Annotated in this window: 24 protein-coding genes; 14 read left to right on the top strand and 10 right to left on the bottom strand. The window is 46.3% G+C overall.

Annotated elements, in window-relative coordinates; translation table 11 throughout:
* Window positions 1-14: 14 nt before the first annotated feature.
* The 3 genes from SSED_RS13965 to SSED_RS13955 form a co-directional block, all read right to left on the bottom strand.
* Window positions 15-518 (bottom strand): hypothetical protein, encoded by a 504-nt coding sequence (locus SSED_RS13965; RefSeq protein ID WP_012143001.1) that lies wholly within the window; start codon window positions 516-518, stop codon window positions 15-17.
* The gene (locus tag SSED_RS13960) at window positions 515-1471 is read right to left on the bottom strand and encodes a YbgA family protein (RefSeq protein ID WP_012143000.1); all 957 of its coding nucleotides are present in this window, start codon (window positions 1469-1471) and stop codon (window positions 515-517) included. The genes SSED_RS13965 and SSED_RS13960 overlap by 4 nt, the downstream gene beginning before the upstream one ends.
* A 97-nt stretch (window positions 1472-1568) precedes the next feature.
* The gene (locus tag SSED_RS13955; protein ID WP_012142999.1) at window positions 1569-2228 is read right to left on the bottom strand and encodes a glutathione S-transferase; all 660 of its coding nucleotides are present in this window, start codon (window positions 2226-2228) and stop codon (window positions 1569-1571) included.
* Between the two features lie 217 nt (window positions 2229-2445).
* Between SSED_RS13955 and trhO the strand changes: the two genes are divergently transcribed.
* The gene (gene trhO, locus SSED_RS13950; RefSeq protein WP_012142998.1) at window positions 2446-3426 is read left to right on the top strand and encodes an oxygen-dependent tRNA uridine(34) hydroxylase TrhO; all 981 of its coding nucleotides are present in this window, start codon (window positions 2446-2448) and stop codon (window positions 3424-3426) included.
* 154 nt (window positions 3427-3580) lie between these two features.
* Here trhO and SSED_RS13945 read toward each other — a convergent pair whose 3' ends face one another.
* Window positions 3581-4381 (bottom strand): slipin family protein, encoded by an 801-nt coding sequence (locus SSED_RS13945; RefSeq protein WP_012142997.1) that lies wholly within the window; start codon window positions 4379-4381, stop codon window positions 3581-3583.
* A complete protein-coding gene (locus tag SSED_RS13940; RefSeq protein ID WP_049772118.1) occupies window positions 4362-5846 on the bottom strand; it encodes an NfeD family protein in 1485 nt (494 codons plus the stop codon). Before SSED_RS13940 ends, SSED_RS13945 begins: the two co-directional genes overlap by 20 nt.
* A 167-nt stretch (window positions 5847-6013) precedes the next feature.
* On the opposite strand from SSED_RS13940, the gene SSED_RS13935 reads away from it, so the two are divergent.
* The 4 genes from SSED_RS13935 (at window position 6014) to SSED_RS13920 (ending at window position 10421) form a co-directional block, all read left to right on the top strand.
* The gene (locus SSED_RS13935; protein ID WP_012142995.1) at window positions 6014-6523 is read left to right on the top strand and encodes an aminoacyl-tRNA deacylase; all 510 of its coding nucleotides are present in this window, start codon (window positions 6014-6016) and stop codon (window positions 6521-6523) included.
* Between the two features lie 176 nt (window positions 6524-6699).
* The gene (gene yegD / locus SSED_RS13930) at window positions 6700-8079 is read left to right on the top strand and encodes a molecular chaperone (RefSeq protein WP_012142994.1); all 1380 of its coding nucleotides are present in this window, start codon (window positions 6700-6702) and stop codon (window positions 8077-8079) included.
* On the top strand, window positions 8079-8579 hold the full coding sequence (locus SSED_RS13925; protein ID WP_012142993.1) for a CreA family protein: 501 nt from the start codon (window positions 8079-8081) through the stop codon (window positions 8577-8579). The genes yegD and SSED_RS13925 overlap by 1 nt, the downstream gene beginning before the upstream one ends.
* Before the next feature lie 273 nt (window positions 8580-8852).
* A complete protein-coding gene (locus SSED_RS13920; RefSeq protein ID WP_041421701.1) occupies window positions 8853-10421 on the top strand; it encodes a YadA-like family protein in 1569 nt (522 codons plus the stop codon).
* 166 nt (window positions 10422-10587) lie between these two features.
* Here SSED_RS13920 and metG read toward each other — a convergent pair whose 3' ends face one another.
* Entirely contained in the window at window positions 10588-12666 is a 2079-nt protein-coding gene (gene metG, locus SSED_RS13915) for a methionine--tRNA ligase (protein WP_012142991.1), read from the bottom strand.
* Between the two features lie 161 nt (window positions 12667-12827).
* Between metG and apbC the strand changes: the two genes are divergently transcribed.
* From apbC to SSED_RS13875, 8 genes are all read left to right on the top strand, one after another.
* The gene (gene apbC, locus SSED_RS13910; protein WP_012142990.1) at window positions 12828-13943 is read left to right on the top strand and encodes an iron-sulfur cluster carrier protein ApbC; all 1116 of its coding nucleotides are present in this window, start codon (window positions 12828-12830) and stop codon (window positions 13941-13943) included.
* 12 nt (window positions 13944-13955) lie between these two features.
* Entirely contained in the window at window positions 13956-14591 is a 636-nt protein-coding gene (udk, locus tag SSED_RS13905; protein WP_012142989.1) for a uridine kinase, read from the top strand.
* 253 nt (window positions 14592-14844) lie between these two features.
* Entirely contained in the window at window positions 14845-15660 is an 816-nt protein-coding gene (gene pabC / locus SSED_RS13900; RefSeq protein ID WP_012142988.1) for an aminodeoxychorismate lyase, read from the top strand.
* Window positions 15657-16664 carry an endolytic transglycosylase MltG gene (mltG, locus tag SSED_RS13895; RefSeq protein ID WP_012142987.1) on the top strand — a complete coding sequence of 336 codons (1008 nt, stop codon included), beginning with the start codon at window positions 15657-15659 and terminating at the stop codon, window positions 16662-16664. Before pabC ends, mltG begins: the two co-directional genes overlap by 4 nt.
* Complete coding sequence (gene tmk, locus SSED_RS13890; protein ID WP_012142986.1) at window positions 16661-17293, top strand: dTMP kinase; 633 nt, start codon at window positions 16661-16663, stop codon at window positions 17291-17293. The genes mltG and tmk overlap by 4 nt, the downstream gene beginning before the upstream one ends.
* A complete protein-coding gene (holB, locus tag SSED_RS13885; protein WP_012142985.1) occupies window positions 17293-18207 on the top strand; it encodes a DNA polymerase III subunit delta' in 915 nt (304 codons plus the stop codon). Before tmk ends, holB begins: the two co-directional genes overlap by 1 nt.
* 7 nt (window positions 18208-18214) lie before the next feature.
* Window positions 18215-18541 (top strand): PilZ domain-containing protein, encoded by a 327-nt coding sequence (locus tag SSED_RS13880; protein WP_012142984.1) that lies wholly within the window; start codon window positions 18215-18217, stop codon window positions 18539-18541.
* A 112-nt stretch (window positions 18542-18653) separates the two neighbouring features.
* The gene (locus SSED_RS13875; protein ID WP_012142983.1) at window positions 18654-19442 is read left to right on the top strand and encodes a TatD family hydrolase; all 789 of its coding nucleotides are present in this window, start codon (window positions 18654-18656) and stop codon (window positions 19440-19442) included.
* Window positions 19443-19644: 202 nt separating this feature from the next.
* Here SSED_RS13875 and rsmF read toward each other — a convergent pair whose 3' ends face one another.
* Window positions 19645-21081 carry a 16S rRNA (cytosine(1407)-C(5))-methyltransferase RsmF gene (rsmF, locus tag SSED_RS13870; protein ID WP_012142982.1) on the bottom strand — a complete coding sequence of 479 codons (1437 nt, stop codon included), beginning with the start codon at window positions 21079-21081 and terminating at the stop codon, window positions 19645-19647.
* Between the two features lie 222 nt (window positions 21082-21303).
* Here rsmF and SSED_RS13865 point away from each other — a divergent pair, with 222 nt between their 5' ends.
* Window positions 21304-22530 (top strand): spore maturation protein, encoded by a 1227-nt coding sequence (locus tag SSED_RS13865; RefSeq protein WP_012142981.1) that lies wholly within the window; start codon window positions 21304-21306, stop codon window positions 22528-22530.
* Between the two features lie 66 nt (window positions 22531-22596).
* Here SSED_RS13865 and SSED_RS13860 read toward each other — a convergent pair whose 3' ends face one another.
* The 3 genes from SSED_RS13860 to SSED_RS13850 all read right to left on the bottom strand — a co-directional run bounded on the left by SSED_RS13860 (window position 22597) and on the right by SSED_RS13850 (window position 24908).
* Window positions 22597-23031 (bottom strand): hypothetical protein, encoded by a 435-nt coding sequence (locus SSED_RS13860; protein WP_012142980.1) that lies wholly within the window; start codon window positions 23029-23031, stop codon window positions 22597-22599.
* A 344-nt stretch (window positions 23032-23375) separates the two neighbouring features.
* Window positions 23376-24257 carry a hypothetical protein gene (locus SSED_RS13855; protein WP_012142979.1) on the bottom strand — a complete coding sequence of 294 codons (882 nt, stop codon included), beginning with the start codon at window positions 24255-24257 and terminating at the stop codon, window positions 23376-23378.
* Window positions 24258-24536: 279 nt separating this feature from the next.
* A complete protein-coding gene (locus SSED_RS13850) occupies window positions 24537-24908 on the bottom strand; it encodes a diacylglycerol kinase (RefSeq protein ID WP_012142978.1) in 372 nt (123 codons plus the stop codon).
* Window positions 24909-25220: the final 312 nt, after the last annotated feature.

The raw sequence follows: 25220 nt of genomic DNA, 5'->3' as shown, positions 1-25220 counted from the left end.
ATATCGCTTCATCTCTATATATTTCTTGAGTCGTAGGCCCAGTGTAATAAAGCCTGTCTCTGTTTCTTTCGGCATTGATAGTCAAAGGGTTCGCAAAACTTCCTTACAGCCCCCGCATGGCGACTGAAAGACTTCCACCTGTTGATCTGACGAATGTCCTCTTGAGCGGTTCGCCTCCCCATATAATATCGGCAGTACCATTGAAACCAGCCTCTGGGATCTTGTGGGTGGATCCACCCCTTTCGTACCCATTCGCTTAAAGGAAGAGAGGCGTTCACAGAAAAATAATTCAGGCTGATATCTTTCTCTTGTTTGGCCAGCTTCGCATCTGCAAACCAATCGCTGGGGAACTCTTCTGTGCAGTCGTTTAAATACTTGCCGCCAAATACTCCAAGTTGCAGCATCTCTTTCGGAGTCAGCTCAGGCCTGAAGTTGATGGCAAATTCAGCCCCCATGGGCGCGACACATTCATAGGAGTAATTTGTTTGCATTTTGTCGGTGACCAGGACCTTAATCATAAATTATTTAACAACATAAGTTCACCCGGGTGAGGCTGCATGTAAAAGGACTCGGTAATATAGGTATTTGGGTAGAGCCTGAAGTGATGACGCAGGAGTGTAATAGGGACTATCAAAGGTAACAACCCTCTGCGATATGCTTCAATGCTTGCCTGCATTTCCTGTTTGTCGTCAGCCGTTAACTGCTTTTTCAGGTACCCCTGAATATGTTGCAATGTGTTGACATGATTATTTCTGCTGGCGACTTTTTTCAATAGGGCCATCATCTCGGTGAGATAGGTTGAACAGAGATCCTCCAGCTCGGTAGCGCTTCCATTGGCGAGCAGGTTACCCAGTTGCTTAGCCCTGATCTGGTCGTGGCTCATAAAAATATATTTATGTCGGGCATGAAAATTTTGTAACTCACTCAGTGAAAAGCCATTTTGCTTTACTGATTTCCATCTCGAAAAGATGTAGACCCGTTGAATAAAATTTTCTCTTAATCTTGCATCTCCTAGTCGACCTTCCTCCTCCACCGGAAGGTTAGGAAAGTTTTCCATCAGGCGTTCTGCATACAGACCAACGCCTTTACGTTCTGCCATCTCCGATTTGTAGAGTTTCACCCTCTCCATTCCACAACTGGGTGAATCCTTCTTTAATATGTAGCCGCATAACTCCTCATGCCATCTTTTTTTCTTTTCTGCCGATTGATAGAGAAGTTCTGTGACATCTAACTCGGGAGTCCTGGAGCCGACAGCTTTCACCCCCTCAACTGATGAAACCAGGCGGATAGCTTGCCTAGGAACGCCTAACCCTATGTCCATTTCAGGGCAGAAAGAGGTGAACTCAAAATAGTCACTTAAGGTCCCCTGGATGTAGGTATTATTCTTATGCCCGGAATCGAAGCGCACTTTTTCACCCATTAGGCACGCGCTAATACCTATTTTGATCTTAGGTATATCGGATTCACTCATAACTATCTGCCCTCATCCTTTGCGATAACTTTAATCTTAGCTAGTTTGATGGACTTCGGTAGAATGGACTGTGGCGGAACCGACTATGGTAACTCTTTTACTTCGATTCCTTGCCGAAGAGAAACTCCTCTTCACTCTCGAGCCAAGTGGGGTACTTCTTCATAATATGGGTATAAGTGGTGCTTGTCAGATGACCGCTCAGCCAACGCTGCACATTAAGATAGGGGGACTCTTTGAACCAGGGCTTGTTTACATGGGCAAATTGACGGACAAAAGGGAAAATGGCGAAGTCGGTGATACAGGGCTTTGATCCCAGCAGTTGTTCATGTTTAGCGAGTAGTGTTTCAAGCTTAGCGATAAATTGCTCACCCTGTTCCCGGTAATTTTCTTCGCGCTGCTCCGGATGTCGATCGGCATATTTATACTTATCAAGCCAAGGTTTAAATTCATTATCGTTGGCGTCGATCAATGCCTTAGCTATCTCCTGCTTGTGTGGCTCCCCCACAAGTAAGAGATTATCTGGATCATTGTGCTTCAGAGCCCATAGCATGATATCCAGGCTTTCATCGATAACCTTGTTATCTTCCAGAATCAAGACCGGGACTGTACCTTTAGGAGAGACCTGAAGCATGGGCTCTGGTTTATGTTTAAGCACTATCTCACGTAAGGAAACCTGAGATCCCGAAAGATAAACCCCTAAGCGCGCCCGCATGGCATAGGGGCAACGTCTGAAAGAGTATAGGGTTGGCAGTGTCATATGAGTCTCATTTTTATTGTTACTTTCGTGCCCATGTTGTGGCTTTTGGGCTCAAAAAACAAATCTGTCCTTTGATGCCATAATACCCCTACATTTTGTCTCTGTTTACACGCGTGTGACTCAGGTATGATTCTCAGCCGTTTTGAGTGTTGGTTCACGTTGCTGGGCTGACTATTTTGCACTGGGGATTAAGCCCCAGCGAGCAGTTGAGGTTGATATGTCCCAAGTTGTTGTGTGCGCGCTTTATAAATTTGTTTCTCTGCCCCATTTTGAATCGATACAGAAACCGCTATTGGCGTTGATGGAAGAGTCAGGCGTTAAAGGGACCTTACTGTTGGCAAGTGAAGGGATCAATGGCACGGTTGCCGGAAGCCAAGCCGCCATCGATAGCTTATTGATGTGGCTCTATCAGCAACCCGGGCTCGATAATATAGTGCATAAGCGCTCTTTCGATGAACAGATGCCTTTCTACCGCACTAAGGTCAAACTTAAAAAAGAGATTGTCACTATGGGGGTCGAGGGTATCGACCCTCTGAAGGTCGTAGGTACCTATGTTAAGCCGCGAGACTGGAATAAATTAATCTCAGATCCCGATGTATTGCTGGTGGATACCCGTAATGAATATGAGATCCAGATAGGTACTTTCAAGAATGCCGTAGACCCTAAAACCGATACCTTTCGTGAATTCCCAGCCTATGTCAAAGATAATTTGGATCCCGCGAAGCACAAAAAGGTGGCGATGTTCTGTACCGGTGGTATTCGTTGTGAGAAGTCTACGGCCTACCTGAAAGAGCAAGGTTTCGATGAGGTATACCATCTTGAGGGGGGCGTGCTTAAATATCTCGAAGAGGTTAAGCAGGAAGAGAGCCTATGGGAAGGTGAGTGTTTCGTATTCGATAATCGCGTTGCCGTAAATCATAACCTGGAAAAAGGTCAGTATGATCAATGTAATGCTTGCCGTATGCCAATAACTGAAACTGAAAAAGCGAGCGAAGCCTATGTTCAGGGGGTGAGTTGTCCCCACTGTATCGATTCCACTTCAGATAAACAGCGTCGTCGTTTTGAAGAGCGCGAGCGTCAGATGCTTCTGGCAGCTAAACGAGGTGAGGCGCATATTGGCAGCGATGTCAGCCAAGTGATCTTATCGAGACGCACTGAGAAAGAGGATCAGAGACAAGCACAGAATAAAAAAGCTTAAATACAGTATGTCGCCTACACTCCTTTGTAGTGTGAAAAAGTTACGCTGCATCGGGCGATAGCTCACGCTGTATTTAAAAAAGCCATCTAGTGCTAGCACTAGACGGCTTTTTTATTGGGTTCCCCCCGTCCTAAATAAGGTTGTTACTGACTATTTAGTTCTGTTTATCCGAATTTTTTGATGACTCATCTTTATCTTTGTTAAGCACACCATTGAGCAAGTCCATCGGCAGCGGGAATAAGATGGTCGAATTTTTCTCACCGGCAATCTCGGTCAGGGTCTGTAAATATCTCAGTAAAATAGCATTGGGTTCCTGAGCGAGCTTAGTTGCTGCTTCAACCAGTTTTGCCGAGGCTTCCATCTCACCGGATGCATGAATGACTTTGGCCCTACGGGTACGTTCGGCCTCGGCTTGACGTGCGATGGCTCTCACCATGGTTTCATTGAGATCCACATGTTTTATCTCAACATTAGAGACTTTAATGCCCCAACCATCGGTACGGGTGTCGAGAATGCTTTGTATGTCGGTATTTAGCATCTCTCTATTGGCGAGCATTTCATCGAGTTCATGTTGGCCGAGTACCGAACGCAGCGTCGTTTGAGCCAGTTGTGAGGTGGCCTGCAGGTAATCCTCTACATTGATAATCGCTTTTTGAGCATCTATCACCCTAAAGTAGATCACTGCATTCACTTTGACCGATACATTGTCCCGGCTGATCACATCTTGGGTTGGTACATCCATGACAACAGTACGCAGATCGACTCTGACAATCTGTTGAATGATGGGAATAACGATGATGAGTCCAGGCCCTTTCACCTTGTAAAAACGCCCGAGCAGGAAGATGACTCCACGTTCATATTCTCGCAAAATTCTAAATGCACTCAATAGCAGTGCGACGACCAGAAATACTATCGCAAGACTAAACATAGCGCCATTATGAAGGATGGGATCCATTGTCACGCTCCTTGTTGTTAGAACAATTCTCAACACCTGATGCAAGCTTGTCCTGAGTATTGTCGCTTGTTGCTTTCAAAATAAGGGTTAACTCATTAATACTAACCACGGTGACCCCTTGCCCCTTGCACAGTGGGGTATCGGTCTTGGCTGCCCAGCGTTCACCACCAAGCAATACATATCCAAGCTTATCAAAGTCATCGAGCACGACCGCTTCGGCACCAATAATGGCTTCCTGGCCGCTGACAATGCTGTTCTTCCGTGAGCGCCACAGAAAGCTTAAGATGAAGAGGAAAAACAGGACACTGAAAGTGGTGACTGCGGCAATAACCGGAATAGATATTTGAAATTGAGTCTGCTTGGTATCGATAAGAAATATTGAGCCTGTGGTGAAGGCAATGATCCCGCCTACACCAAATATGCCGAAACTCGGCATCATGGCTTCGGTGATAAGCAAACCGATTCCCAAAAGCAGCAAAGCCAGACCCGCATAGTTGATCGGTAAGAGTTGAAATGCATAAAGGGCGATGACCAGACAGATGGCACCAGTGATCCCGGCGACGCCAATCCCCGGACTATAAAACTCGAGTAATATGCCGTAGATGCCCAGGAGCATCAGGATATAGGCAATATTAGGGTTGGTAATGGTGGATATAAATTCGTTGCGCCAGTCAGGAATAACGGGTTTCAGACTCGCCTGCTTTAGTGACAGGGTACGCGGCTGATCTTTTACTTTTACCTCCCATCCATCCAGGGTGTTCAACAGATCCTGAGGGGAGTCAGCAAGAAGCGTGATCACATTTTGTTCGAGTGCCTCTTTAGCCGTTAATGTCGCGGCTTCCTTAACGGCTAACTCTGCCCACTCTTCGTTGCGTCCACGTAACTGGGCCAGGGAGCGTATATAAGCGATAGAATCGTTGAGGACTTTCTTCTCCATCGCAGATTTAGCTGGTGCCTTGTCCTGATCTTTGTCGTCTTTGCCGGTGGGGGAGGTCGGTGCGGCGGGGCCGCCTATACTGACCGGTGTTGCGGCGCCCAATGTTGTTGCCGATGACATGGCCGCAATGTGACATGCATAGAGTATATAGGTCCCTGCGCTGGCTGCACGTGCACCCGGTGGATGCACCAGACAGGCAATGGGGACATCAGAATTAAGTATGACTTGGTTTATGTCGCGTAAGCTGGAGACTAAGCCGCCTGGAGTGTCTATGACAATAATGACCAGAGGAGAGGCGTTGTGATTTGCAGCCTTTATCCCGGTTATCAGATAATCACTTACGGCGGGGCCTATTGCCCCTTTAATGCTTAAGACCGGCACCTCTTGCGTAGTGTCAGACACAGACGTTAACAGGACCGAGCTTACCTGAGCCTGTGCAAGAGCCAGGAAAAAAAGGGGAAGTAAAGCTGTTATCAGTTTAAGGGGAATTAGCCTCAAAGCCGATAACTTAGAGATAGATGCATACATAAGATAACTCTTCGATAGCATTATCTTTTAGTTTAGGCGATATAATACCAGTCGGTATAAGAAAGTGATCTACTCAGCGTTTTTTTGGCAAACTAATGTTCAGCCTTAGCTATAATTAGCTTAGCGTCATTTCACGTTCAAACTACCAACGATGGGAGGTTATTATCATGGCCATAGCAATGACTCTTGAATCGTTTCTTAACAACAACAAGGTTAAATACTCCCTTGTTAAGCACCGCAAGACCTTATCATCTCTCGATTCATCGGCATCGGCGCATCTGCCGAGTTCTCAGGTAGTGAAAGCTGTCTTATTAGTCAATAACGATGGCGATTACCTGATGGCTGGCGTGGGATCCGGTCATAGGTTATCTGTATTAAAGGTCAGTGAGCAGATGGGGGAGGCTTATCACCTGGCTGATGAAGATGAGCTATCGAGTCAGTTTTCCGATTGTGTTGAAGGTGCCATTCCGGGTCTCGCCGAGGCGTATGGGTTAAAAATGATGTTAGATAAGCGGTTATTCGATGAGGAAAAAGTCTATCTCGAAGCCGGAGATCACCGACATCTTATCGAGATCAATCATCAGCAATATACACCATTACTGTCCGGTACCCTGTTAGCCGATATAGGAGGCACGCCGATCGGTGCGCCGGAATTTGGCGATCTTGAGCAGGCCTGATTTGAAACATGGGTATTATCGCAAGTTAATACCCATTTTTTCTCATAATTGACTCAGGATCGTAACGATGATCTTAACTTTTGTCATGAAATGACGCTTCCCCCTTTTTACTCCCGCCATAGTGTGCTATTTTTCACGGCTTTTTTATTTGTAGCTTTTACCTTTGGGGCGAGTGAATGTTTGTTGGTTTTGATTATGGTAGTGCGAATTGCGCCATAGGGGTTATGGAAGAGGATGACGTCAGATTGCTGCCTTTGTCGGAGGGATCAAACTATCTGGCCTCTACTCTTTACGCGTTAGACAGAGAGCTTATAGCCGAAGCGGTATATCAGCAGATGCCGACTCACCTGAAAGCCGATTATGCCAAAGCCCGTTCGGCTCAACTGAGCCGTGCTCGTCACGCAAGACGCGAGTTAGATTTAGATAGTGACGAACAGGCTGTTTTCGTCGGTGAACAAGCCGTTAAGGCATACCTGGATATGCCTGAGGATGGTTTCTATGTCCGTTCGCCAAAATCATTCTTAGGGGCTACAGGTTTAAGAGCCGATCAGGTGGCCCTGTTTGAAGATATCGTCACCATGATGATGCAGCATATAAAGCAGATTGCCGAGTCGAAACAAGGCTTAGATAACAAACATGCAATCACCCACGCCGTTATCGGCAGACCCGTGAATTTTCAGGGGATCGGCGGTGAAGAGAGCAATAAACAAGCTGAGTCGATTCTTCGCCTGGCAGCAAAAAGAGCTGGCTTCGTCGATGTCGATTTCCTGTTTGAACCATTGGCTGCGGGAATGGACTTTGAGGCGAGCTTAAACGAGGACAAAGTGGTTCTGGTCGTCGATGTCGGTGGCGGTACTACAGATTGCTCAGTAGTCAAGATGGGACCATCACATATTACTTCAACCGACAGGACGGATGACTTTCTCGGTCATAGCGGGCAAAGGGTCGGCGGGAATGACTTAGATATTGCACTGTCTATGAAGGCCTTCATGTCTCACTTAGGCTTAGGTTGTCATATGGTCAACGGTCTGCCAGTACCGAGTAAACCTTTCTGGAATGCCGTGGCCGTTAACGATATCAGTGCTCAACGTGACTTTTCATCATTAAGCTCTCGCAAGATGATCGAGGAGTTGATTAAAGATGCTAAGAAACCTGAGCTGTTAGAAAGGCTACTCAAGGTGCAGCAAGATCAGTTGGGCTATCGAATTGTGCGCAGTGCTGAGCAGGCTAAAATTAGCCTGTCGGATAATGAGTCTGTAACAATGGAGCTCGATTATATCTGCTCTAAACTCAGCGCCGATGTGAGTCGGGCCTTGTTCGCCGAGGCGGTTGCAGCGCCGAGTGCAAAAATCGAAGCCTTGATGCAAGAAGCGTTAGCGACTGCCGGCGTTGAACCCGATGTGATCTACGTGACCGGTGGTACGGCAAGAAGCCCTGCAATCTATAACAAGATCGCAGGATTATATCCCGCTATCCCTATCGTAGTAGGTGATCATTTTGGTAGTGTAACGGCAGGATTAACGCGATGGGCGCAAAAAGTATTTAAGGAAGGATGATGAAAGTATTGACGACACTCGGCAAAATAACCTCTGCACTCATTTTGCTGGGAGGCCTGAGTGCCTGCGGCGATGATGTCGGTAAAGTCAGCCTGGGGCTCTTTACCACTAAAGATGTGATTATCGACGCCAAACAAGATCCCAAAATTGCTGGTGTCACCTGTCATATCAGCCGTGTCGAAGCCAACCTAAGCTTGGCCGATCCCTCTGACATGAGTATCTCTTGCAGACAGACCGGACCTATCTCGGCGATGGATATTGCCAATATCGACAGGAGTAAGAATGGCGAGATTGTCTTTAAACAGTCTCTCAGCATCTTGTTTAAGACCCTAAAAGTGCGTCGTATCTATGATGCAGATAATCAGACGTTACTCTATCTCTCATATTCGACCAAAGAGACCGAGGGCAGCCACAAACACGCTCTGTCGACCGTGCCTCTCTATGGCACAGATGCGTGGATACAATCCGGTGTGCCGATTGAAAAGGTTGAGGCGCTGTAAGGCTGGGAGAATTTACTGACTTTTATATATTTTCACTAGATAGAGTTTCAAGTTTATAGCTCACCCCCGTCGAGCCAGTTTTTAATATCCCTTAAAAGCCCCTATCTATGGGGCTTTTTTGCGTCTGAGTGTTTTTGGCGAGGCTTTCAGTGTCTTTCGCCCAGATTAAAGGTTGTTATCACGAGCACTCACCAATTCTCCTAGTGATGTCGAGTGTTTAAATTTTGTTGATACTCCGCCCCGAATTAATTTAAACCAATGGAAAATTCGGGAATGAAAAAATCGATTATTGCTTTAACTATTATGACTGTTGTCTCTACCTCTGCTTTCGCTGAAACGGCGAGTTCTGTAGAAGTCCCAGAATGGCTGCAAAAGAAAATCATGAACAATTCTACTCGTAGCATGAAAAACGAGGATATGGTTTTTGCTCATGAGACTATGATCCGTGACAATGCTAGTGATGTTAAGAATAACGGCGTCAACATTAATAATCTGACAGATAGTCAAGCTAAGCTACGCGCTGATGGAAAAGCTAATAAAGTTGATATTGGTCGCATTGATAAAACTATTGGTGATTGGGAAGATCCTAAGTGGGAAAATCGCTCGATGACTGAGGTCATTACTGAGAATTCTAATCTAATTGAAACAAACCAAGCATCTATTGGTGGTGAAAGACAGCTTGCGGATATGGTCAGATTAACGGGCTCAGAAACACTTGCACAGGGGGTAATTAATAACTTCGAAGCAAACGAAAGTCTACGTAAGGAAGGTGTCGATGAGGCTGCTCGATTAGATGAGCGTATCGAGAAGATCAATGAATCTGGATACGATGATGCTCAGATCCGCGCAGATGGCGAAAAGGCCATTAATGCTAGTAACTCTGAAATTAACCACAACCGCTACAATATCGTAGAGAACCAGAAAGAGATTGTTGATCTGACAGGTGCTCAAGCCCTGCTACGCAGTGATGGCGAAAAGGCTATTGAAGCGGGTAAAGAATATATTGATGACCGTATCGAGAAGATCAATAAATCTGGATACGATGACACTCAGATCCGTGAAGAAGGCAGAGCTGATTCTGCTCGTCTTGATAAGCGTATCGATGAAGTCGCTAGTAAAGGATATGACGATAGCGTGATCCGCAACGATGCAGATAAAGCGCTAACCAGTCTAAGCCAAGATGTTGACTCTCGTTTGAACAGTGCTGTCTCTCAAGGTGGCGAAGAGGTCGCACTTTTAAACAAGCGTATCGATGAAGTTCAAAGCAATGGCGGCAATCCGATCACCGAAGAAGATATCGAGGCCGCTCGAAAAGAAGCTAAGGACATAGCGAACAAGGCAGTTGAAGACGCAGCAGCAAGTATTGATACCGCCGCACTTGAAAAAGCTATTGAAGGTAAGATCGATGACGCAATTAGCAAGATCGACACTGACGCCGCACTTAAGAAATTCAAAGAAGAACTTGATAACTACGACCGAGAAATCCGTGGAGATGGAGCTAAACAAGTCGCAAGGCTAGATAAGCGCATCGATGCGAACGCTGAAAAAATCGACCAAAACAGCAAGAAGATTGAAGCCCTTGAGAATCGTATTGACGGCTTCCAAGACTACATGAATGAGAATGCCGCCATGACTAACGCACTGTCTGGTTTACCGCAGCCTTACAATGTTGGAAAAATGCAGGTTGGTGTTGGTCTTGGTTTCGCAAGTGACAAGAAAGCGGTAGCGGTTGGTTTCGGCTACCGAGCTACTGAGGCCGTTGTTATCCGTGGCGGTGTTTCTAAGTCTGCAGGCGACCGTGGCGATGTCCAAGGTAACATCGCAGTTGGTTATGAATTCTAATTAAAGATTTCCCGAGCCAAGGATGGCAACCAACTTATCTCAGGACGGGGCTCTTATCATAGGGCGGGGACTGGTTAAATAAAAAGGGCCGCATCACTGCGGCCCTTTTTTATGTTTAACTATCACTTACTGCGAGGGTCACTCACTTCGGGTAAATCACAGCGGGTTACTTAACTCGCATACCCGGTTGGGCACCTTCGTGAGGCTCCAGTATCCACAGATCTTTGTTACCGGGACCCGCAGCAAGCACCATGCCTTCAGACATACCGAAGCGCATCTTACGCGGCGCAAGGTTGGCCACCATCACGGTGAGCTTGCCTTCCAGATCTTCCGGCGCATAAGCTGACTTGATACCGGCAAAGACCTGCTTGGTCTCACCGCCTAAGTCTAACTGAAGTTTCAGTAGCTTATTGGCTTCCGGTACATGTTCGGCCTTAGCGATACGTGCAATACGCAAGTCGAGTTTGGCGAAATCATCGAAGCTTATCTCATCTGAGATAGGGTCGCTTTCCAGCGGACTGCGGGTATCTACTGCGACATCAGCTGTTTCAGCCGATTTCTTAGCTTTCTTCTCTGGTGCAGCCTCGGTGGTTGCTTGCAAGTTGTCCTTCGACGCTTCGATGATAGCTTCGATATTTTTCATATCGATGCGTTGCATCAAGGCTTTGAACTTAGCAATTTCATGACCGGCGAGATCGGCGCCTAAATTGTCCCAGGTAAGCGGGAACTGAAGGAAGGCTTCGACATCGTCTGCAAGTTTTGGCAGTACCGGCTTGAGATAAGTCACTAAGATGCGGAACAGGTTTAGTGCATTACTGCACACCTGATGTGCCTCATCTTGCTTAGCCTCATCTTTAATTAACTGCCATGGTGCAGCGTCGGCAACATAAGCGTTGGCGATATCAGCCAGTGCCATGATCTCACGCATCGCCTTACCGAATTCACGGTTCTCGTAGAGATCTGCAATGACCTCCTGCTTCGCCAGGAAAGTCTCTTCAAGTGTGGTGTCGGCGATTTTAGCCAACTTGCCATCGAAACGCTTGCTGATAAAGCCCGCGGTGCGTGAAGCCAGGTTAACTAACTTACCAACCAGATCTGAGTTAACACGCTGGGCAAAATCTTCCAGGTTAAGGTCGAGATCGTCAATACGATTGCTGAGCTTAGCCGCATAGTAATAACGCAGGTATTCAGGATCTAAGTTATCAAGGTAAGTACGGGCCTTGATAAAGGTGCCTTTAGACTTTGACATCTTAGCGCCGTTAACCGTGACATAGCCGTGAGCGAATACACTGGTGGGTTTACGGTAACCCGCACCTTCGAGCATGGCTGGCCAGAATAAACTGTGGAAGTTAACGATATCTTTACCGATGAAGTGATACACCTCGGCAGTAGAGTCTTTAGACCAGAAGTCGTCGAAGTTAAGATCTTCACGTCTGTCACACAGGTTTTTAAACGAACCCATGTAACCGATAGGGGCATCGAGCCATACGTAAAAGTACTTACCCGGCGCATCAGGGATCTCGAAGCCGAAGTAAGGGGCATCACGGCTGATGTCCCACTGCTGCAGGCCCTGTTCGAACCATTCAGCTAGCTTATTTGCGATCTCATCTTGAATTGCGCCAGAGCGAGTCCACTCGCTAAGCATGTTTTCAAATGCAGGCAGGTCGAAGAAGAAATGCTCAGAGTCCTTCATCACAGGAGTTGCACCAGATACGGCCGATTTAGGATCAATCAGATCTGTAGGATTGTATGTGGCGCCACAGTTATCACAGTTATCGCCGTACTGATCTTCACTCTTACACTTAGGGCAGGTGCCTTTAACGAAGCGGTCCGGAAGAAACATCGACTTTTCTGGATCAAATAACTGCGAGATAGTGCGAGTCTTGATAAAACCGGCATCACGTAACTTGAGGTAGATTTCACCCGAAAGTTCGCGGTTTTCAACACTGTGAGTGCTGTGGAAATTGTCAAATTTGATATTGAAGTCAGCAAAATCCTGCTGATGCTCTTTATTGACCTGAGCTATCATCTCTTCCGGCTCAATACCCAGCTGCTGAGCCTTAAGCATGATAGGCGTACCATGGGCATCATCGGCACAGATATAGTGACATTCATGTCCACGAAGTTTTTGGAATCGTGACCAAATATCGGTTTGAATATATTCCAGCATATGGCCTAAATGGATAGGTCCATTGGCGTATGGAAGTGCGCTTGTCACCAGGATTTTACGTTGTGAATTTGCCATCTTGTCTCAAAATCAGTAAGGAGCCCAAAAAGAATGGCATAGATACTAACCGATCCCAGCGAGACTTTCATCAAAAGGTGATTTAAGTGGGTTAAATCTACACGAATATTCGGGTCATTTTCTGGTACACTTGGTCAAATTTTTTATAGGGGGTAGCACTTTTGTCTTCAGCTTCTCAGAATTACCGTCTCACCGACGATCTTCTCGGGCCTGTTTTGGCCATTTTGGATGCATATCAAGATCCGTATTTAGCACAAGGTTTGGTCAGCGCCGGCTGCGTAAACAAGTTATCGATGGATGGTAAACGTTTGCAGTTGGGTCTGTGTTACCCATATCCATGCATGACACAGTACCGTGATACCGTTATGGCGATAACGAAAAAGCTTGCTGTGCTAGATGCAATCGATGAAGTGGAATGCGAAATCGACTTCCAACCTGCGTCTATTTCAGCCATTGGTGGTGTTGAGCCGATTGAGAATGTGAAGCAAGTGATTGCCGTCGCTTCCGGTAAAGGTGGTGTGGGTAAATCAACGACCGCGGTCAACCTGGCATTAGCCCTTGCAGCCGAAGGCGCTAAAGTGGGCATCCTGGATGCCGACATCTATGGTCCCTCTATTCCGTTAATGTTGGGTGTGACTGATTTTAAGCCAGTCTCGCCTGATGGAAAAATGATGACGGCAGCGACAGCCCATGGCATTACGGCACAATCTATCGGTTTTATGCTAGCCGATGATGAAGCCGCGGTATGGCGTGGCCCTATGGCTGCAGGTGCATTAGCCCAGTTGTTGAATGAAACTCAATGGCCGGAGCTCGATTACATGGTTATCGATATGCCACCGGGGACGGGTGACATTCAACTGACCCTCTCTCAAAAAGTGCCGGTGACAGGTGCAGTGGTGGTGACAACGCCTCAAGATATCGCCCTTGCCGATGCCAAGAAAGGGATCAGCATGTTCCGCAAAGTGAACATTCCTGTGTTAGGCATTGTTGAGAATATGAGTTTTCACATGTGTAGCGAATGTGGTCATAAAGAGCATCCGTTTGGTAGTCACGGTGGCAGTAAGATGGCCGAGCGTTATCAGGTTCCTCTTTTGGGAGAGTTACCGCTTAAGCTCAACATCCGTGAAGATGTAGATAACGGCACACCTACGGTCGTAGCCGACCCTGACGGTGAAGTGGCAGCACTTTATCGTGAGATAGCAAGAAAAGTGGGAGCTCAGCTCGCACTCACCAAAGTACAATCCAGTGTTTCAATTAGTATTTCAGATGACGAATAAGGTTTTATCAGCATGAATTCTCAGTGTGTCATTATCGGTATCGCGGGGGCGTCAGCCTCTGGAAAAAGTTTAATCGCAAAAACCATCTACGAAGAGTTGTGCCGTGATCTTGGTACCGACCAGATAGGTGTTATTGCCGAAGATGCCTATTACAGAGATCAGGGACATCTTTCGATGGATCAGCGGATACTGACTAATTACGATCATCCTAAAGCACTCGACCATGAGCTTTTATGCAGCCATTTAACGGCCTTGAAGTCTGGTGAAGCGGTAGAGATCCCTACCTACAGCTATAACGAGCATACGCGTATGGAAGAGACCATTAAGATGACGCCTAAGAAGGTGATCATCCTGGAAGGTATCTTGCTGCTGACCGATCCGGTACTTAGAGATACTATGGATGCGAGTGTCTTTATGGATACGCCACTGGATATCTGTTTTATGCGCCGCCTTTCTCGCGATGTTGCCGAGCGTGGCCGTACTATGGAGTCTGTAATGTCACAGTACACAGAGACTGTTCGTCCTATGTTCCTGCAATTTATCGAACCATCTAAGCAGTATGCGGATATTATTGTGCCGCGCGGTGGTAAAAACCGTATCGCTACCGATATTCTCAAGACTCGAATTCAGCATCTGTTAGCAAAATAATACGCTTTATACCCGAGCTATTTCGTGAAGGCCGCCATGGAGGGGGGAGATGTCGTTTATGTTGGGGGTGACTAACGACCTTAAGTTGTGCATATTGGAGACGCTTGGCTATAGAAAGCGAATCTACATTTTGATTCTATTTTTGTCACAGTAACGAACATAGTGAGCACAACCCAAGGACAGAGGAGTGTATGGGTTTTAAAGGGAGTAAGCGAATGGTTAATATTTGCGCCAAACACAGGTTTGTGTGGTCATGACTGAAGTTTGGGTGAATGGGAAACAAGACTGCCAGATTGATCCGTTTGAACGTGGATTAGCCTACGGTGACGGACTGTTTGCGACCATGCGTTTCAGTGGTGGTGAGGTCTTGTTTTTACGGGCCCACTTGCAGAGGCTGACTCAGGGCGCGAAACGGTTAGGTTTCGACTGGTGCGCCAGTGATCCGCTTATTGCCCAGATGAACCACCTCGCGATGACCCATGGAGATGGCTGTATTAAGCTATTACTCGGCCGGGGCGTCGGCGGACGAGGCTACGCTGCGCCAGCCTCCGCGACCATTACCGAAATCGTCTCGCTTCATGCTATCCCCTGCCATTATTCACAATGGCAAAGTGATGGAATATCGTTGAAGAGCAGCGATGTTAAGCTGGCACATCAACCCTTGCTAGCCGGTATTAAACATCTCAATCGCCTCGAGCAGGTACTAATAAAATCAAAGCAACTCGCTTCAGGTTTTGATGATTGGCTAGTGATGGATCAAAAGCACAATGTTATTGAGTCATCGATGGCCAACCTGTTTCTGGTTGATGGTAATAAAGTCGTCACACCAAGCATTGCTTTGGCGGGGGTTGCCGGAGTGATGAGAGAGCAGGTCATCTATGCACTCATAGATCGAGGTTTCGATCTGCATATTACTGACGTTAGCTATCAGCAACTGTCTCAATTTGAGCATGGGTTTATTACTAATAGCCTGTTTGGCCTTGTCGATATTAACCGAGTCGATGACCTTACCTTTGAGCGGTCACCTTTTACAGATTCAATAAGACACTCTTTGCACCTTACCTTATGAAAAAAATTATTATAGCGCTTGTCGCAACCAGCTTAACTCTGCTTACCCTCGCTGGTGGGATTGGTTTTTGGGGTTATAAACATATAATCGAGTATAGTCAGTCTCCGCTGAGCGTCGCTCAGCCACAAGATCTTGAACTCAAACGCGGTACCTCATTTTCACAGCTGGTGACGACGTTGGAGAAACGGGAAATAGTGACCGAGGGCTGGAAGTTGAAGGTATTGGCTCGTCTTAAACCAGAACTTGCTAAAATTCGCTCAGGATTTTACGTTATAGAGCCCGGTGAGACAGTTAACGAACTGCTTGAAAAGTTGGTTGAGGGAAAAGAGAAAGTCTTCAGTGTGACGCTTATAGAGGGGCAGAGCATCAAGGAGTGGTTGGCGATATTGGAAGCCTTACCTCAAAGTCAGTTTGTTGATGATGTATTCAGGCGCGTTTTAGCCGATCAGGGAGATGAGTCAGGTCTGCCTGAAGGTAAATTTTATCCCGACACTTATCACTATGTTGCCGGTGATGATATTCAATTGGTGGTTACTCAAAGTTATAACAAGATGCAGCAAGAGTTAGCCGCCGCCTGGGCGCAACGGGCTGAGGACCTTCCCCTTAAGTCTCCTTATGAGTTATTGATCATGGCATCGATAATTGAAAAAGAGACTGGCAAGGCCAGCGAACGTCCCTGGATATCGGCAGTATTTGCTAACCGCCTCAATAAAGGGATGCGCTTACAAACCGATCCGACCGTGATTTACGGCATGGGAGAAAGGTACCAAGGCAATATTACGCGCAAGGACTTAAGAGAGCTAACCCCCTTTAATACTTATAGAATTAATGGGCTGACGCCAACTCCCATTGCGGCGCCAAGTGGCGCATCGCTGCTTGCTGCGGCGCAACCGGCAGACGTAAACTACCTCTATTTTGTTTCCAGAAATGATGGCAGTCACGTATTTTCAAGAACATTAGTCGAGCACAACCGTGCCGTAAACAAGTATCAGAGAAATCGATGAATAGCGAAAAAACCAGTAAATTTATTGTGATCGAGGGGTTGGAAGGCGCAGGCAAATCCAGTGCGATATCCCTTGTTCGGGACTTTATCGAGAAGCATACAGGTACAGCCCCCGTTTGTACCCGTGAACCCGGCGGTACGCCATTGGCTGAACGTATGAGGGATCTGGTTAAAATCGCCGATGAGAGTGATCCTCTCTGTGACGAGGCCGAGTGTCTTCTCCTTTACGCGGCAAGAGCCCAGTTAGTCGCCAACGTGATTAAGCCCGCCCTAACTCGTGGAGAGTGGGTGCTTGGGGACAGGCATAACCTTTCATCCCTGGCCTATCAAGGGGGAGGGCGGGGCTTGATGGATTTAGTCGAGGTCGTGAGTCACGCCACGCTGGGAGAGTTTAAGCCTGATTTAACTATCTATCTGGATATCGACCCTGAATTGGGTCTGAGTCGCGCCGCAAGTCGGGGTGAGTTAGATAGAATAGAGAAGCAAGAGCTGGCTTTTTTTGAGCGCGCCCGTGGGACTTTTCTCTCCTTCGCATCGAAAGATGATTCCATCGCCGTTATCGATGCAGGCCAAACGATGGCTGAAGTACATAAAGATATTCTTGCGTTATTACAATCAATGGAGTGGTAATGGATCTGCCTTGGTTGACCCCTGTTATCGGAGATTTTAGTGAGCAACTAAAATCACAGCATATCGGTCATGCATACCTTGTTGGGGTGCATAACGGATATGGTGGTGAAATTCTCTCTTTAGCCTTGGCAAAAGCCGCACTATGCCAATTGGTGACATCGCAGGGAGCATGCGGATTCTGTAAAGCGTGTCAGTTAGTCGAGGCGAATAATCATCCGGACTTTTATCACATTGTGGCCGACGGAAATCAAATTAAGGTCGATCAGGTGAGGGAGCTTTGTCGAAAGCTGACGTCGACGTCACAGCAAGGCGGAAGGCGCGTTGCCGTTATCAGTAATTGTGAAAAGTTAAACCAGGCCTCGGCGAATGCCCTGTTAAAAACACTCGAAGAGCCCGGTAACGAGACATTACTGCTGTTACAGTCTGATACGCCTTCGCGGTTGATGGCTACCATAAGTAGTCGCTGTCAACGGATCCATTTTCAGGCACCAACACGCGAAGAGATCAAGGCTTGGCTATCACTGGTAGCGGGTGTTAAATCCGATGTAACCTGGTGTCTGCCGGTGATGGGCGGACCCTTGGAGTTAGCTAAGGCACTGGAAGGCGACCGATATGCCGCCTTGCTTCAGCTAAGAAAAGACTGGTCTCAAAGTTTGTCCTCTGGTCACCTGTGTGCTAATTTAATTAATATAAATGAAAAGCAAGTTTCTGATGCACTTAAAGTTTTATACCTACTTTTAAGGCAGAAATTAGTGAAACAGACAGAATTAGATGCATTGTTGAGAGTGAGAATAACAGAGTTCAGCGCGAAGGTGATGGCGACTTACCATCGTCTTTTACTTATGCCGAATGTAAATTATTTAGCCTTATTTCAATCATTTATATTAGAATACAACGAGATGGGCAAAAAGTGATCGGTTTATGATAGATCTAGTTGTTAATTTTGACACCCTACATCAGCTTTACCGCGCTTACATGCCCTTTATTAAGCCGGCAGGTTTGTTCGTTGCGACCACGGAAAGCCATTATCTGGGGCAAGAGTTAACGATTGCATATCAACTTCCCGGCTCAACCTCTAAGCACCAGTTTGAGGGGGTCGTGGTTTGGATCAATCCATTAGGAGCCTCAGGTGGTCGGCCCGCAGGCATTGGTGTGAAAATATTAACGGATCCCGATACCCACAAGCACCATATTGAAAACCTGTTATCCAGAGAGCTCGCGTCCGGTGATTTGACCTGCACCATGTAGGTCTGTATCCTTCCATCCTCTGTAATTACTCAGCTAAATCCCGGCTAAATTAATCACTGCTTGGCTTTACTGATTAGATCTTTTTTGTACCAATTAACTGCTGGAAGTTCCCGTGCTCATCGATTCTCATTGTCATCTTGACCGTTTAAAAGCGGCACCCGATCATCAAACTCTTCAACATATCCTCAAAGAAGCTAAAAGCAGAGGGGTTGATTACTTCCTCTGTGTTAATGTTCGTCAAAATGGCTTCGAGTCTATGCGCGATAAGATGGCTGAGTTTGATCAGGTGTTTCTTTCGGCAGGTGTTCACCCTCTGGATGTTCAAGAGGGGTTAGATGCCGTTCAGCTACAGGAGTTTGTAAAAGAGCCAAAGGTGATTGCCATAGGTGAGACCGGCTTGGATTATTTTTATGCCAATGAAACAAAGGCCTTACAGCAGACTTGCTTCGAGCAGCAGATCGAGCTGGCGGTTCAGGTCAATAAGCCTTTGATCATTCATACTCGTGACGCGCGTGAAGATACGCTTAATTTTTTGAAAAATGGACACGGTGACAAGGTCGGTGGTGTCTTGCACTGCTTTACCGAAAACTGGGAGATGGCTAAGGCTGCTATCGATTTAGGCTTTTATATTTCGGTTTCGGGTATTGCGACCTTTAAAAATGCGGGTGAGTTGAGAACCGTCATTCGTAAGGTGCCTAAAGACAGGTTACTTGTCGAGACCGATGCCCCCTATTTAGCCCCGGTTCCTCATCGCGGTAAAGAGAATCAACCCGCTTTCGTCAGGGATGTGGCCGAGTATATCGCTCAGTTACGTGGCGAGAGCTTCGAGGAGTTGGCTCAATACACCACAGATAACTTCTTTAATCTGTTTACCGATGCAGCCAAACTTGCTGGTCGCTGATAAGTAGGGTGAAAAAAAGACAAAAAAAGACCCAAAACTATTCCAATTGTTCTGGGTCCAGGGGAATGGCTCTGTTTAAAGAGCCGTGCGCTACTGGTGAGATCCTCGCGGGAATTAACTCTCTGGCTATTAGTGTAGTAGAGAGTGAAAGCTCCTAGCGAGAATATGACTCTTTTTTAATGTAGCTTTGTAACTAAATGTTTCAGGCTGTTGTGCTGGCATCCGAATCGGCAATTTTATCCCGCACTAAATCTCTCGGAAGAGTGTTTTTAAGTCGACTTCCCAAATGTTTTGCCACACCCAATGCAGACCCATGATAGGTCACTATCAGCTCTCCCTGTGGCTTACCGCCATCAACGAGGGGAATATCTCTTCCCATCAGGTATTGTATGGCCTGCGCTTGGGAGAGTTCATAGCCTGTCGATTTTTCGGCTAAGGCCACGATGGCTTCATGCCTCGCCTTAAATCCTTTTTTCAACCCATCCGCGAGTTTTACGCCAATTCTTTGAAACCGCATTTTACCGATCAACGTTTTCATACCGGCCGGAAACAACCAATACTCCAGATCTCGCACCATGAGCATGTCATCGGTGGGAATGTCGATGTCGAAGGTTTGTTTGAAATACTGGCGCAGTTCAAGCTCAACTTTCGAGGATATGGGGGTAAACGGAAAATTTTTCTGTCTCTTCGGCTCAGGCTTTTGCCTTTCAACATCGCAGGTTTTGGTTATCTTGGCGATGAAGAAGCCTTCACTATCATAAATTTGTGGCCATACGTGAAGGAAACCTTCATCCGTACAGGCTTTATCTGCGTCGGGGAAGAGAGTGGCAAGGGATTCAAACTCTACCGCCTCAGGAAATGTGGATCTGAGGTGTTCACACACGTCTTGGTTTTCCAATTTGCTCAGTGCGCAGGTGGAATAGACTAAACTCCCGCCAGTTTTTAATGCGAGGAAGGCCGATTCAAGCAGTGCTTTTTGGGTTTCGGCGATGGCGCTGTTTTCCGCTAAGCCCCAATTATTGAGTGCTAAGGGGTCTTTTCGAATGGTGCCTTCGCCGCTACAGGGAGCATCGAGTAAAATAGCATCGAATTGGTCATACAGGTATTCACCGAATACTCTGGCATCGAAGTGGGTGAGGGCGGTGTTACTGACTCCCATTCTAAGCACATTGGCGTGAAGTACTTTCACACGGCTCGATGAATATTCATTAGCTATGAGTAGGCCAGAGTTGTCCATCATTGCCGCTATCTGTGTGGTCTTAGAGCCGGGAGCCGATGCCATATCGAGTATGGTGTGTTCAGCCTTGTCTGTTTTTGTCGAAAAGAGCGCTATGGGTGGTAACATAGAGCTTGCTTCCTGGATATAAAACAGGCCCTGTAGGTGTTCTACCGTGTTACCGAGCTGCACGTCACTGTCTAGTGAGATCCAAAAGCCGTCTTGGCACCAGGGGATCGGCTCGAGTGTCCACCCTTTAGGAGCCATCAATGCAATGAAATCCTGGGATGAAATTTTTAGGGTATTGATTCGAATGGACGGTCGCAAAGGTTTGCTGCTGTAGCTGATAAAATCATCCATTGAGAGGTGAGCAGGCATATCTTTAGCAATGCTCTTGATAAAATCTTGATTTAGTTGAACCATAGGACTCTGACAGTTATCTAGCGGTGTGTCTTTTGGCGCGATTATACCATAGCATTTAGCGGCTCGCTCTTAAGCGAACTCCATTGAGGTCGTGAGCATCACGCTTTAAGCGGCAATAAGAGCGCTTGGGTTTATTATTTAGAGTGTTCGGGTTTATTAATGAGAGTGCTCGGGTTTGTTAATCAGATAGCGCAGATTCAGTCTTAATTAAAAGGAAGTAGTGTGTTAAATCGGATTTGGTTTTTTTTCTTTATGACGGCCATGCTGGCTATTGGCGTCCAACTCTTTAATGGTCAGCTGGATGTACTATCTGCGTCAGTGACCGCACTATTTGATAGTTCGAAACTTGCTGCCGAAATAGCTCTGGGATTAATTGGTGTACTCTCTTTGTGGATGGGTCTGATGCGAGTCGGCGAGAAAGCCGGCGTCGTCGGTTTTTTCGCTAAAATTTTTGAACCGCTTTTGTCCAGATTAATGCCTGAGGTGCCCAAAGGACACCCTGCGTATGGCAGTGTCACCATGAACCTGACGGCCAATATTTTGGGCCTGGATAATGCTGCAACGCCTCTTGGCCTTAAAGCGATGCAAGACCTACAGACGCTGAATCCGCAAAAAAGTGTCGCAACCAATGCGCAGATCCTTTTTTTAGTACTCAATACTTCGTCGGTGACCTTAGTGCCGGTCACCGTCTTTCTGTATCGTGCGCAGCAGGGAGCTGCTGCGCCGGCGGATATTTTTCTTCCCATACTCCTGGCAACCTCTGCTTCAACCATTGCCGGGGTGTTGGTGGTTGCGATGTTTCAGCGTTTGTCTTTGTTAAATAGCGTTATCTTGGGCTATGGCGCGTTAATTTTCGGCTCAATAATGGCGTTGGTCTTCTATTTGGGGACACTAACCACGACGGCGATAGGCACGCTATCTACCGCGATGGGCAACGGTGTACTCCTGCTATTAGTGTTTAGTTTTATTCTTGTCGCCGGACTGCGAAAGGTTGCAGTTTATGATGAGTTTATAGTCGGCGCTAAAGAGGGGTTTTCACAGTCAATAAAGCTTATCCCTTATCTGCTTGCCATGCTGCTGGCGATTGCCATGCTCAGGGCATCTGGCGCCTTAGATTATTTGCTACACCTTATTTCGGTGGTGGTCTCAGTATTGGGGGGAGATACTCGTTTTGTGGATGCCCTGCCGACGGGAATAATGAAACCATTTAGTGGATCAGGCGCCAGAGCCATGATGTTAGAGACCATGGAGCACCATGGTGTCGACTCGTTTGCGGGTCGTTTGGCTGCGATATTTCAGGGAAGTACCGAGACAACTTTCTATGTATTGGCCGTGTACTTTGGTGCGGTGGGGATCCGCAACGGGCGTCATGCGCTGGTATGCGGCTTAACGGCCGATCTGGCGGGTATTCTTGCCGCTATTTTTGTCTGCTATCAATTCTATGGTTAAGATGCGATGGACAGCCAGTGCCCGACATGTCGGCGCAATGACTGTTCACTGTTTAATCTGTGAAGGTTAATCGTGATCGGGCATATGGCGTTTATGTTTCTTCTTTCCTTTTGCACGGGTGTTTATCACCATACAGGCGGGATCACAGACGATATCGACTTCGACAAATCTCACACCATCCTGTCCTGACGAACCGATATTTGACAGGCGATATTTAACGATACCGTTATATCTTTTTCCTGCGCTTCCATCGCTAAGGGGAGGCAGTGACGATGACGTTAAGTCCATAGATAAAATTTCAATCGGGACTGTGGTTGGTTCTCGCTCCCCTTTCATTATTGTCGCCACTCCGCGCAGATCGGCAGGAGAGGTAGATTCGGCAACTTCGATATCGAAGAAAACATCGAAGAATGAATCGGTGGCGGCGTTAACAGCTCCGGTAAACAAGCTTAAAATAAATGTATACAGGGCAAGATGACGCCAGTGAGTTAATTTGTTCATCTCTTTTTCCTCAATTGACTACTTATACCGATTGGTATTACCTAATATAGTTGTTGGCAAAGAAAGGATCCAAGTGCTAGTCAGCGTAACGACATGATAATCTAAATCGTTTATGATTTTGTTTGCGATCGAATGAATTTAATCTAAATATCAATAGATTAGAACTGAGTTTACGCTAGATTTTTTAGTGGCTTTCTCTAAGCTTGATAATACTTATTGGAATATAGTCCCAATGGAAGGGCTTGGGCAGTATCGATTGAGATGGGGGAGAAACATTGTTAAACAGGGAGTAGATGCGGCCCCTGCTGCCAGCTATGGCTGAATGTGTATCTTTTTTGACTAACTTAAAAACGGTAGCTTACAGACAGCATAGGTCCGATAAAACTGTATGACAGGTTATAGTTGGCAATATTAACGTCATCAATACCCGATTTTTGTTCGTAGTCTACATCGACCTCATAATAGTTAAATGCGGCAGTCATATGCCAGTTCTCGGATATTTCGGCTTCAATCCCGGCTCTCACATCTATCAGTCGCCCATCTAAGTCGTCGAGTTTTATTTGAAAATACTGAGCGTGAGCCCTGAAACTGAATCCCGGTGAGAACTCATAGGTACCATACAGCCCTATGTCTGGAAGTGGCGCTGTTATTTTTTCATCTACAACATTTGGGATCGCAGCTATCCCACAATCATCGATATTTTCGCCTTCGATACAGGTGCCCACTTTACCTTCAAATCCGGTTTTGATAAACATGGCGTGTAGACCCAGTGAGACGCCTATGTTGAAGTTATTGCCATGATAGAAGTTATAGCCATAACCAATTCTTGCGATATCGATATTGAGTGTCGTCTTGAGTTGACTGCCAAGCTTTACATCGAATATCTTGTCGTCAAGATCGACCTGAAATGGTGTCGAGAGGCTCTGGACTGTTGCACTTCTATGTAATTGTTTCCAGTCGATAAACATAAGGTGTTTATCGTTGAAATGATGAAATATTTCGAAAAAAGGCAGAAATTGAGACTCTTCAAGATTCAGGTCTTGCTCGAAATCAATCTTAAAGTCTTCACCTAAAATGGGATTAGTAACATCCATAGTGGAATTGGAATTAGAGTAAAATCCTCCAATTCTAATCACAGTTTCACTGACTAATTGACTGTCCTCTGTAGCTAAACAGGGGGTAGCAACCATCAGAGCTAAAACTGAGATGCCTAATTTTTTTACCATTAAGGCGACTCCACGAATATTCTTATTATTATTTTAAATTGTTGATTCTGTGTAAACGAATCTATCTATGCCCGTTATACTAGCAGCTTGTTTCTATTTGTGAATGATTTGTATCAAAAAATGTCAAAGTAACTGCATTTTTATTATGGGTTTGTAGGCTGCGTCGCTGAAATAGTCGTTTTGGGGTTTGTGAACTAGCAAGAGCCTATCGGCTTAGTGACTCTCAGAGGGGGAAAAGAAAAGGGAAAAGGAGTCATTGAGCATGACTCCAGATGTTAATCAGAGGTATCGGCTTGTAAGTATGACAGCCCAGGTAATGCCACATAAGGCCAGACTCATAAATACGGCGGCTGAAGCGACATCTTTGGCTTGGCCACTCAGAGGGTGTATCTCATGACCAATCCTGTCGACCACGGCCTCTATTGCCGAATTTAACAACTCTACGATGAGGACAATAAAGAGGGTCAAAATTAAAAAGAGTCGCTCAACTGTGGTGATATCAACCAAAAGCGCTATCGGCAGCATAATGATGGCTAACATCAATTCTTGCCTGAATGCGGCTTCATGCACCCATGCTAGCCTGAGTCCCTGCATGGAGAACCCTGTGGCCCTAAATATGCGTTTTAATCCGTGATTATTTTCAGGTTTCATAACATCCTATTAAGTTTCAATTTACTGACACTTTTACTCTATGAGCCGATTGCGCGTGAGTATATCATCGTAAAATTTTCATACCAATTGCATTATTGCAACAAACCGGAACTGATGACGGTATTTACATGGTTGAAGCGATCTTAAGCTAGTACTGCATGTGTCTGCGCGCGGCTACTCTGTGTTAGCAGATATTTGGGGGTAATTAGCAATCATGTCCTACACTGTTTTCAGTGGCAGATTTTTGTAGCATAAAAATCGAACCTGCTAAAAGCCGAAGGAAGCGGCTTGAGTCATCACACGAAGGAGTGT

This window comes from Shewanella sediminis HAW-EB3 (assembly GCF_000018025.1).
GTDB classification, from domain to species: domain Bacteria; phylum Pseudomonadota; class Gammaproteobacteria; order Enterobacterales; family Shewanellaceae; genus Shewanella; species Shewanella sediminis.
Note: the sequence above shows the minus strand (reverse complement) of the source record. Positions and strands in the feature narration are given on the sequence as shown.

Coding starts and splice junctions, on each gene's coding strand:
- trhO (WP_012142998.1), top strand. CDS start 2,446: ATGTCCCAAGTTGTTGTGTGCGCGCTTTATAAATTTGTTTCTCTGCCC.
- holB (WP_012142985.1), top strand. CDS start 17,293: ATGGATCTGCCTTGGTTGACCCCTGTTATCGGAGATTTTAGTGAGCAA.
- SSED_RS13925 (WP_012142993.1), top strand. CDS start 8,079: ATGAAAGTATTGACGACACTCGGCAAAATAACCTCTGCACTCATTTTG.
- SSED_RS13955 (WP_012142999.1), bottom strand. CDS start 2,228: ATGACACTGCCAACCCTATACTCTTTCAGACGTTGCCCCTATGCCATG.
- mltG (WP_012142987.1), top strand. CDS start 15,657: ATGAAAAAAATTATTATAGCGCTTGTCGCAACCAGCTTAACTCTGCTT.
- SSED_RS13860 (WP_012142980.1), bottom strand. CDS start 23,031: ATGAACAAATTAACTCACTGGCGTCATCTTGCCCTGTATACATTTATT.
- SSED_RS13855 (WP_012142979.1), bottom strand. CDS start 24,257: ATGGTAAAAAAATTAGGCATCTCAGTTTTAGCTCTGATGGTTGCTACC.
- SSED_RS13880 (WP_012142984.1), top strand. CDS start 18,215: ATGATAGATCTAGTTGTTAATTTTGACACCCTACATCAGCTTTACCGC.
- udk (WP_012142989.1), top strand. CDS start 13,956: ATGAATTCTCAGTGTGTCATTATCGGTATCGCGGGGGCGTCAGCCTCT.
- SSED_RS13965 (WP_012143001.1), bottom strand. CDS start 518: ATGATTAAGGTCCTGGTCACCGACAAAATGCAAACAAATTACTCCTAT.
- SSED_RS13850 (WP_012142978.1), bottom strand. CDS start 24,908: ATGAAACCTGAAAATAATCACGGATTAAAACGCATATTTAGGGCCACA.
- metG (WP_012142991.1), bottom strand. CDS start 12,666: ATGGCAAATTCACAACGTAAAATCCTGGTGACAAGCGCACTTCCATAC.
- SSED_RS13945 (WP_012142997.1), bottom strand. CDS start 4,381: ATGGATCCCATCCTTCATAATGGCGCTATGTTTAGTCTTGCGATAGTA.
- tmk (WP_012142986.1), top strand. CDS start 16,661: ATGAATAGCGAAAAAACCAGTAAATTTATTGTGATCGAGGGGTTGGAA.
- pabC (WP_012142988.1), top strand. CDS start 14,845: ATGACTGAAGTTTGGGTGAATGGGAAACAAGACTGCCAGATTGATCCG.
- SSED_RS13920 (WP_041421701.1), top strand. CDS start 8,853: ATGAAAAAATCGATTATTGCTTTAACTATTATGACTGTTGTCTCTACC.
- yegD (WP_012142994.1), top strand. CDS start 6,700: ATGTTTGTTGGTTTTGATTATGGTAGTGCGAATTGCGCCATAGGGGTT.
- SSED_RS13935 (WP_012142995.1), top strand. CDS start 6,014: ATGGCCATAGCAATGACTCTTGAATCGTTTCTTAACAACAACAAGGTT.
- rsmF (WP_012142982.1), bottom strand. CDS start 21,081: ATGGTTCAACTAAATCAAGATTTTATCAAGAGCATTGCTAAAGATATG.
- SSED_RS13960 (WP_012143000.1), bottom strand. CDS start 1,471: ATGAGTGAATCCGATATACCTAAGATCAAAATAGGTATTAGCGCGTGC.
- SSED_RS13940 (WP_049772118.1), bottom strand. CDS start 5,846: ATGTATGCATCTATCTCTAAGTTATCGGCTTTGAGGCTAATTCCCCTT.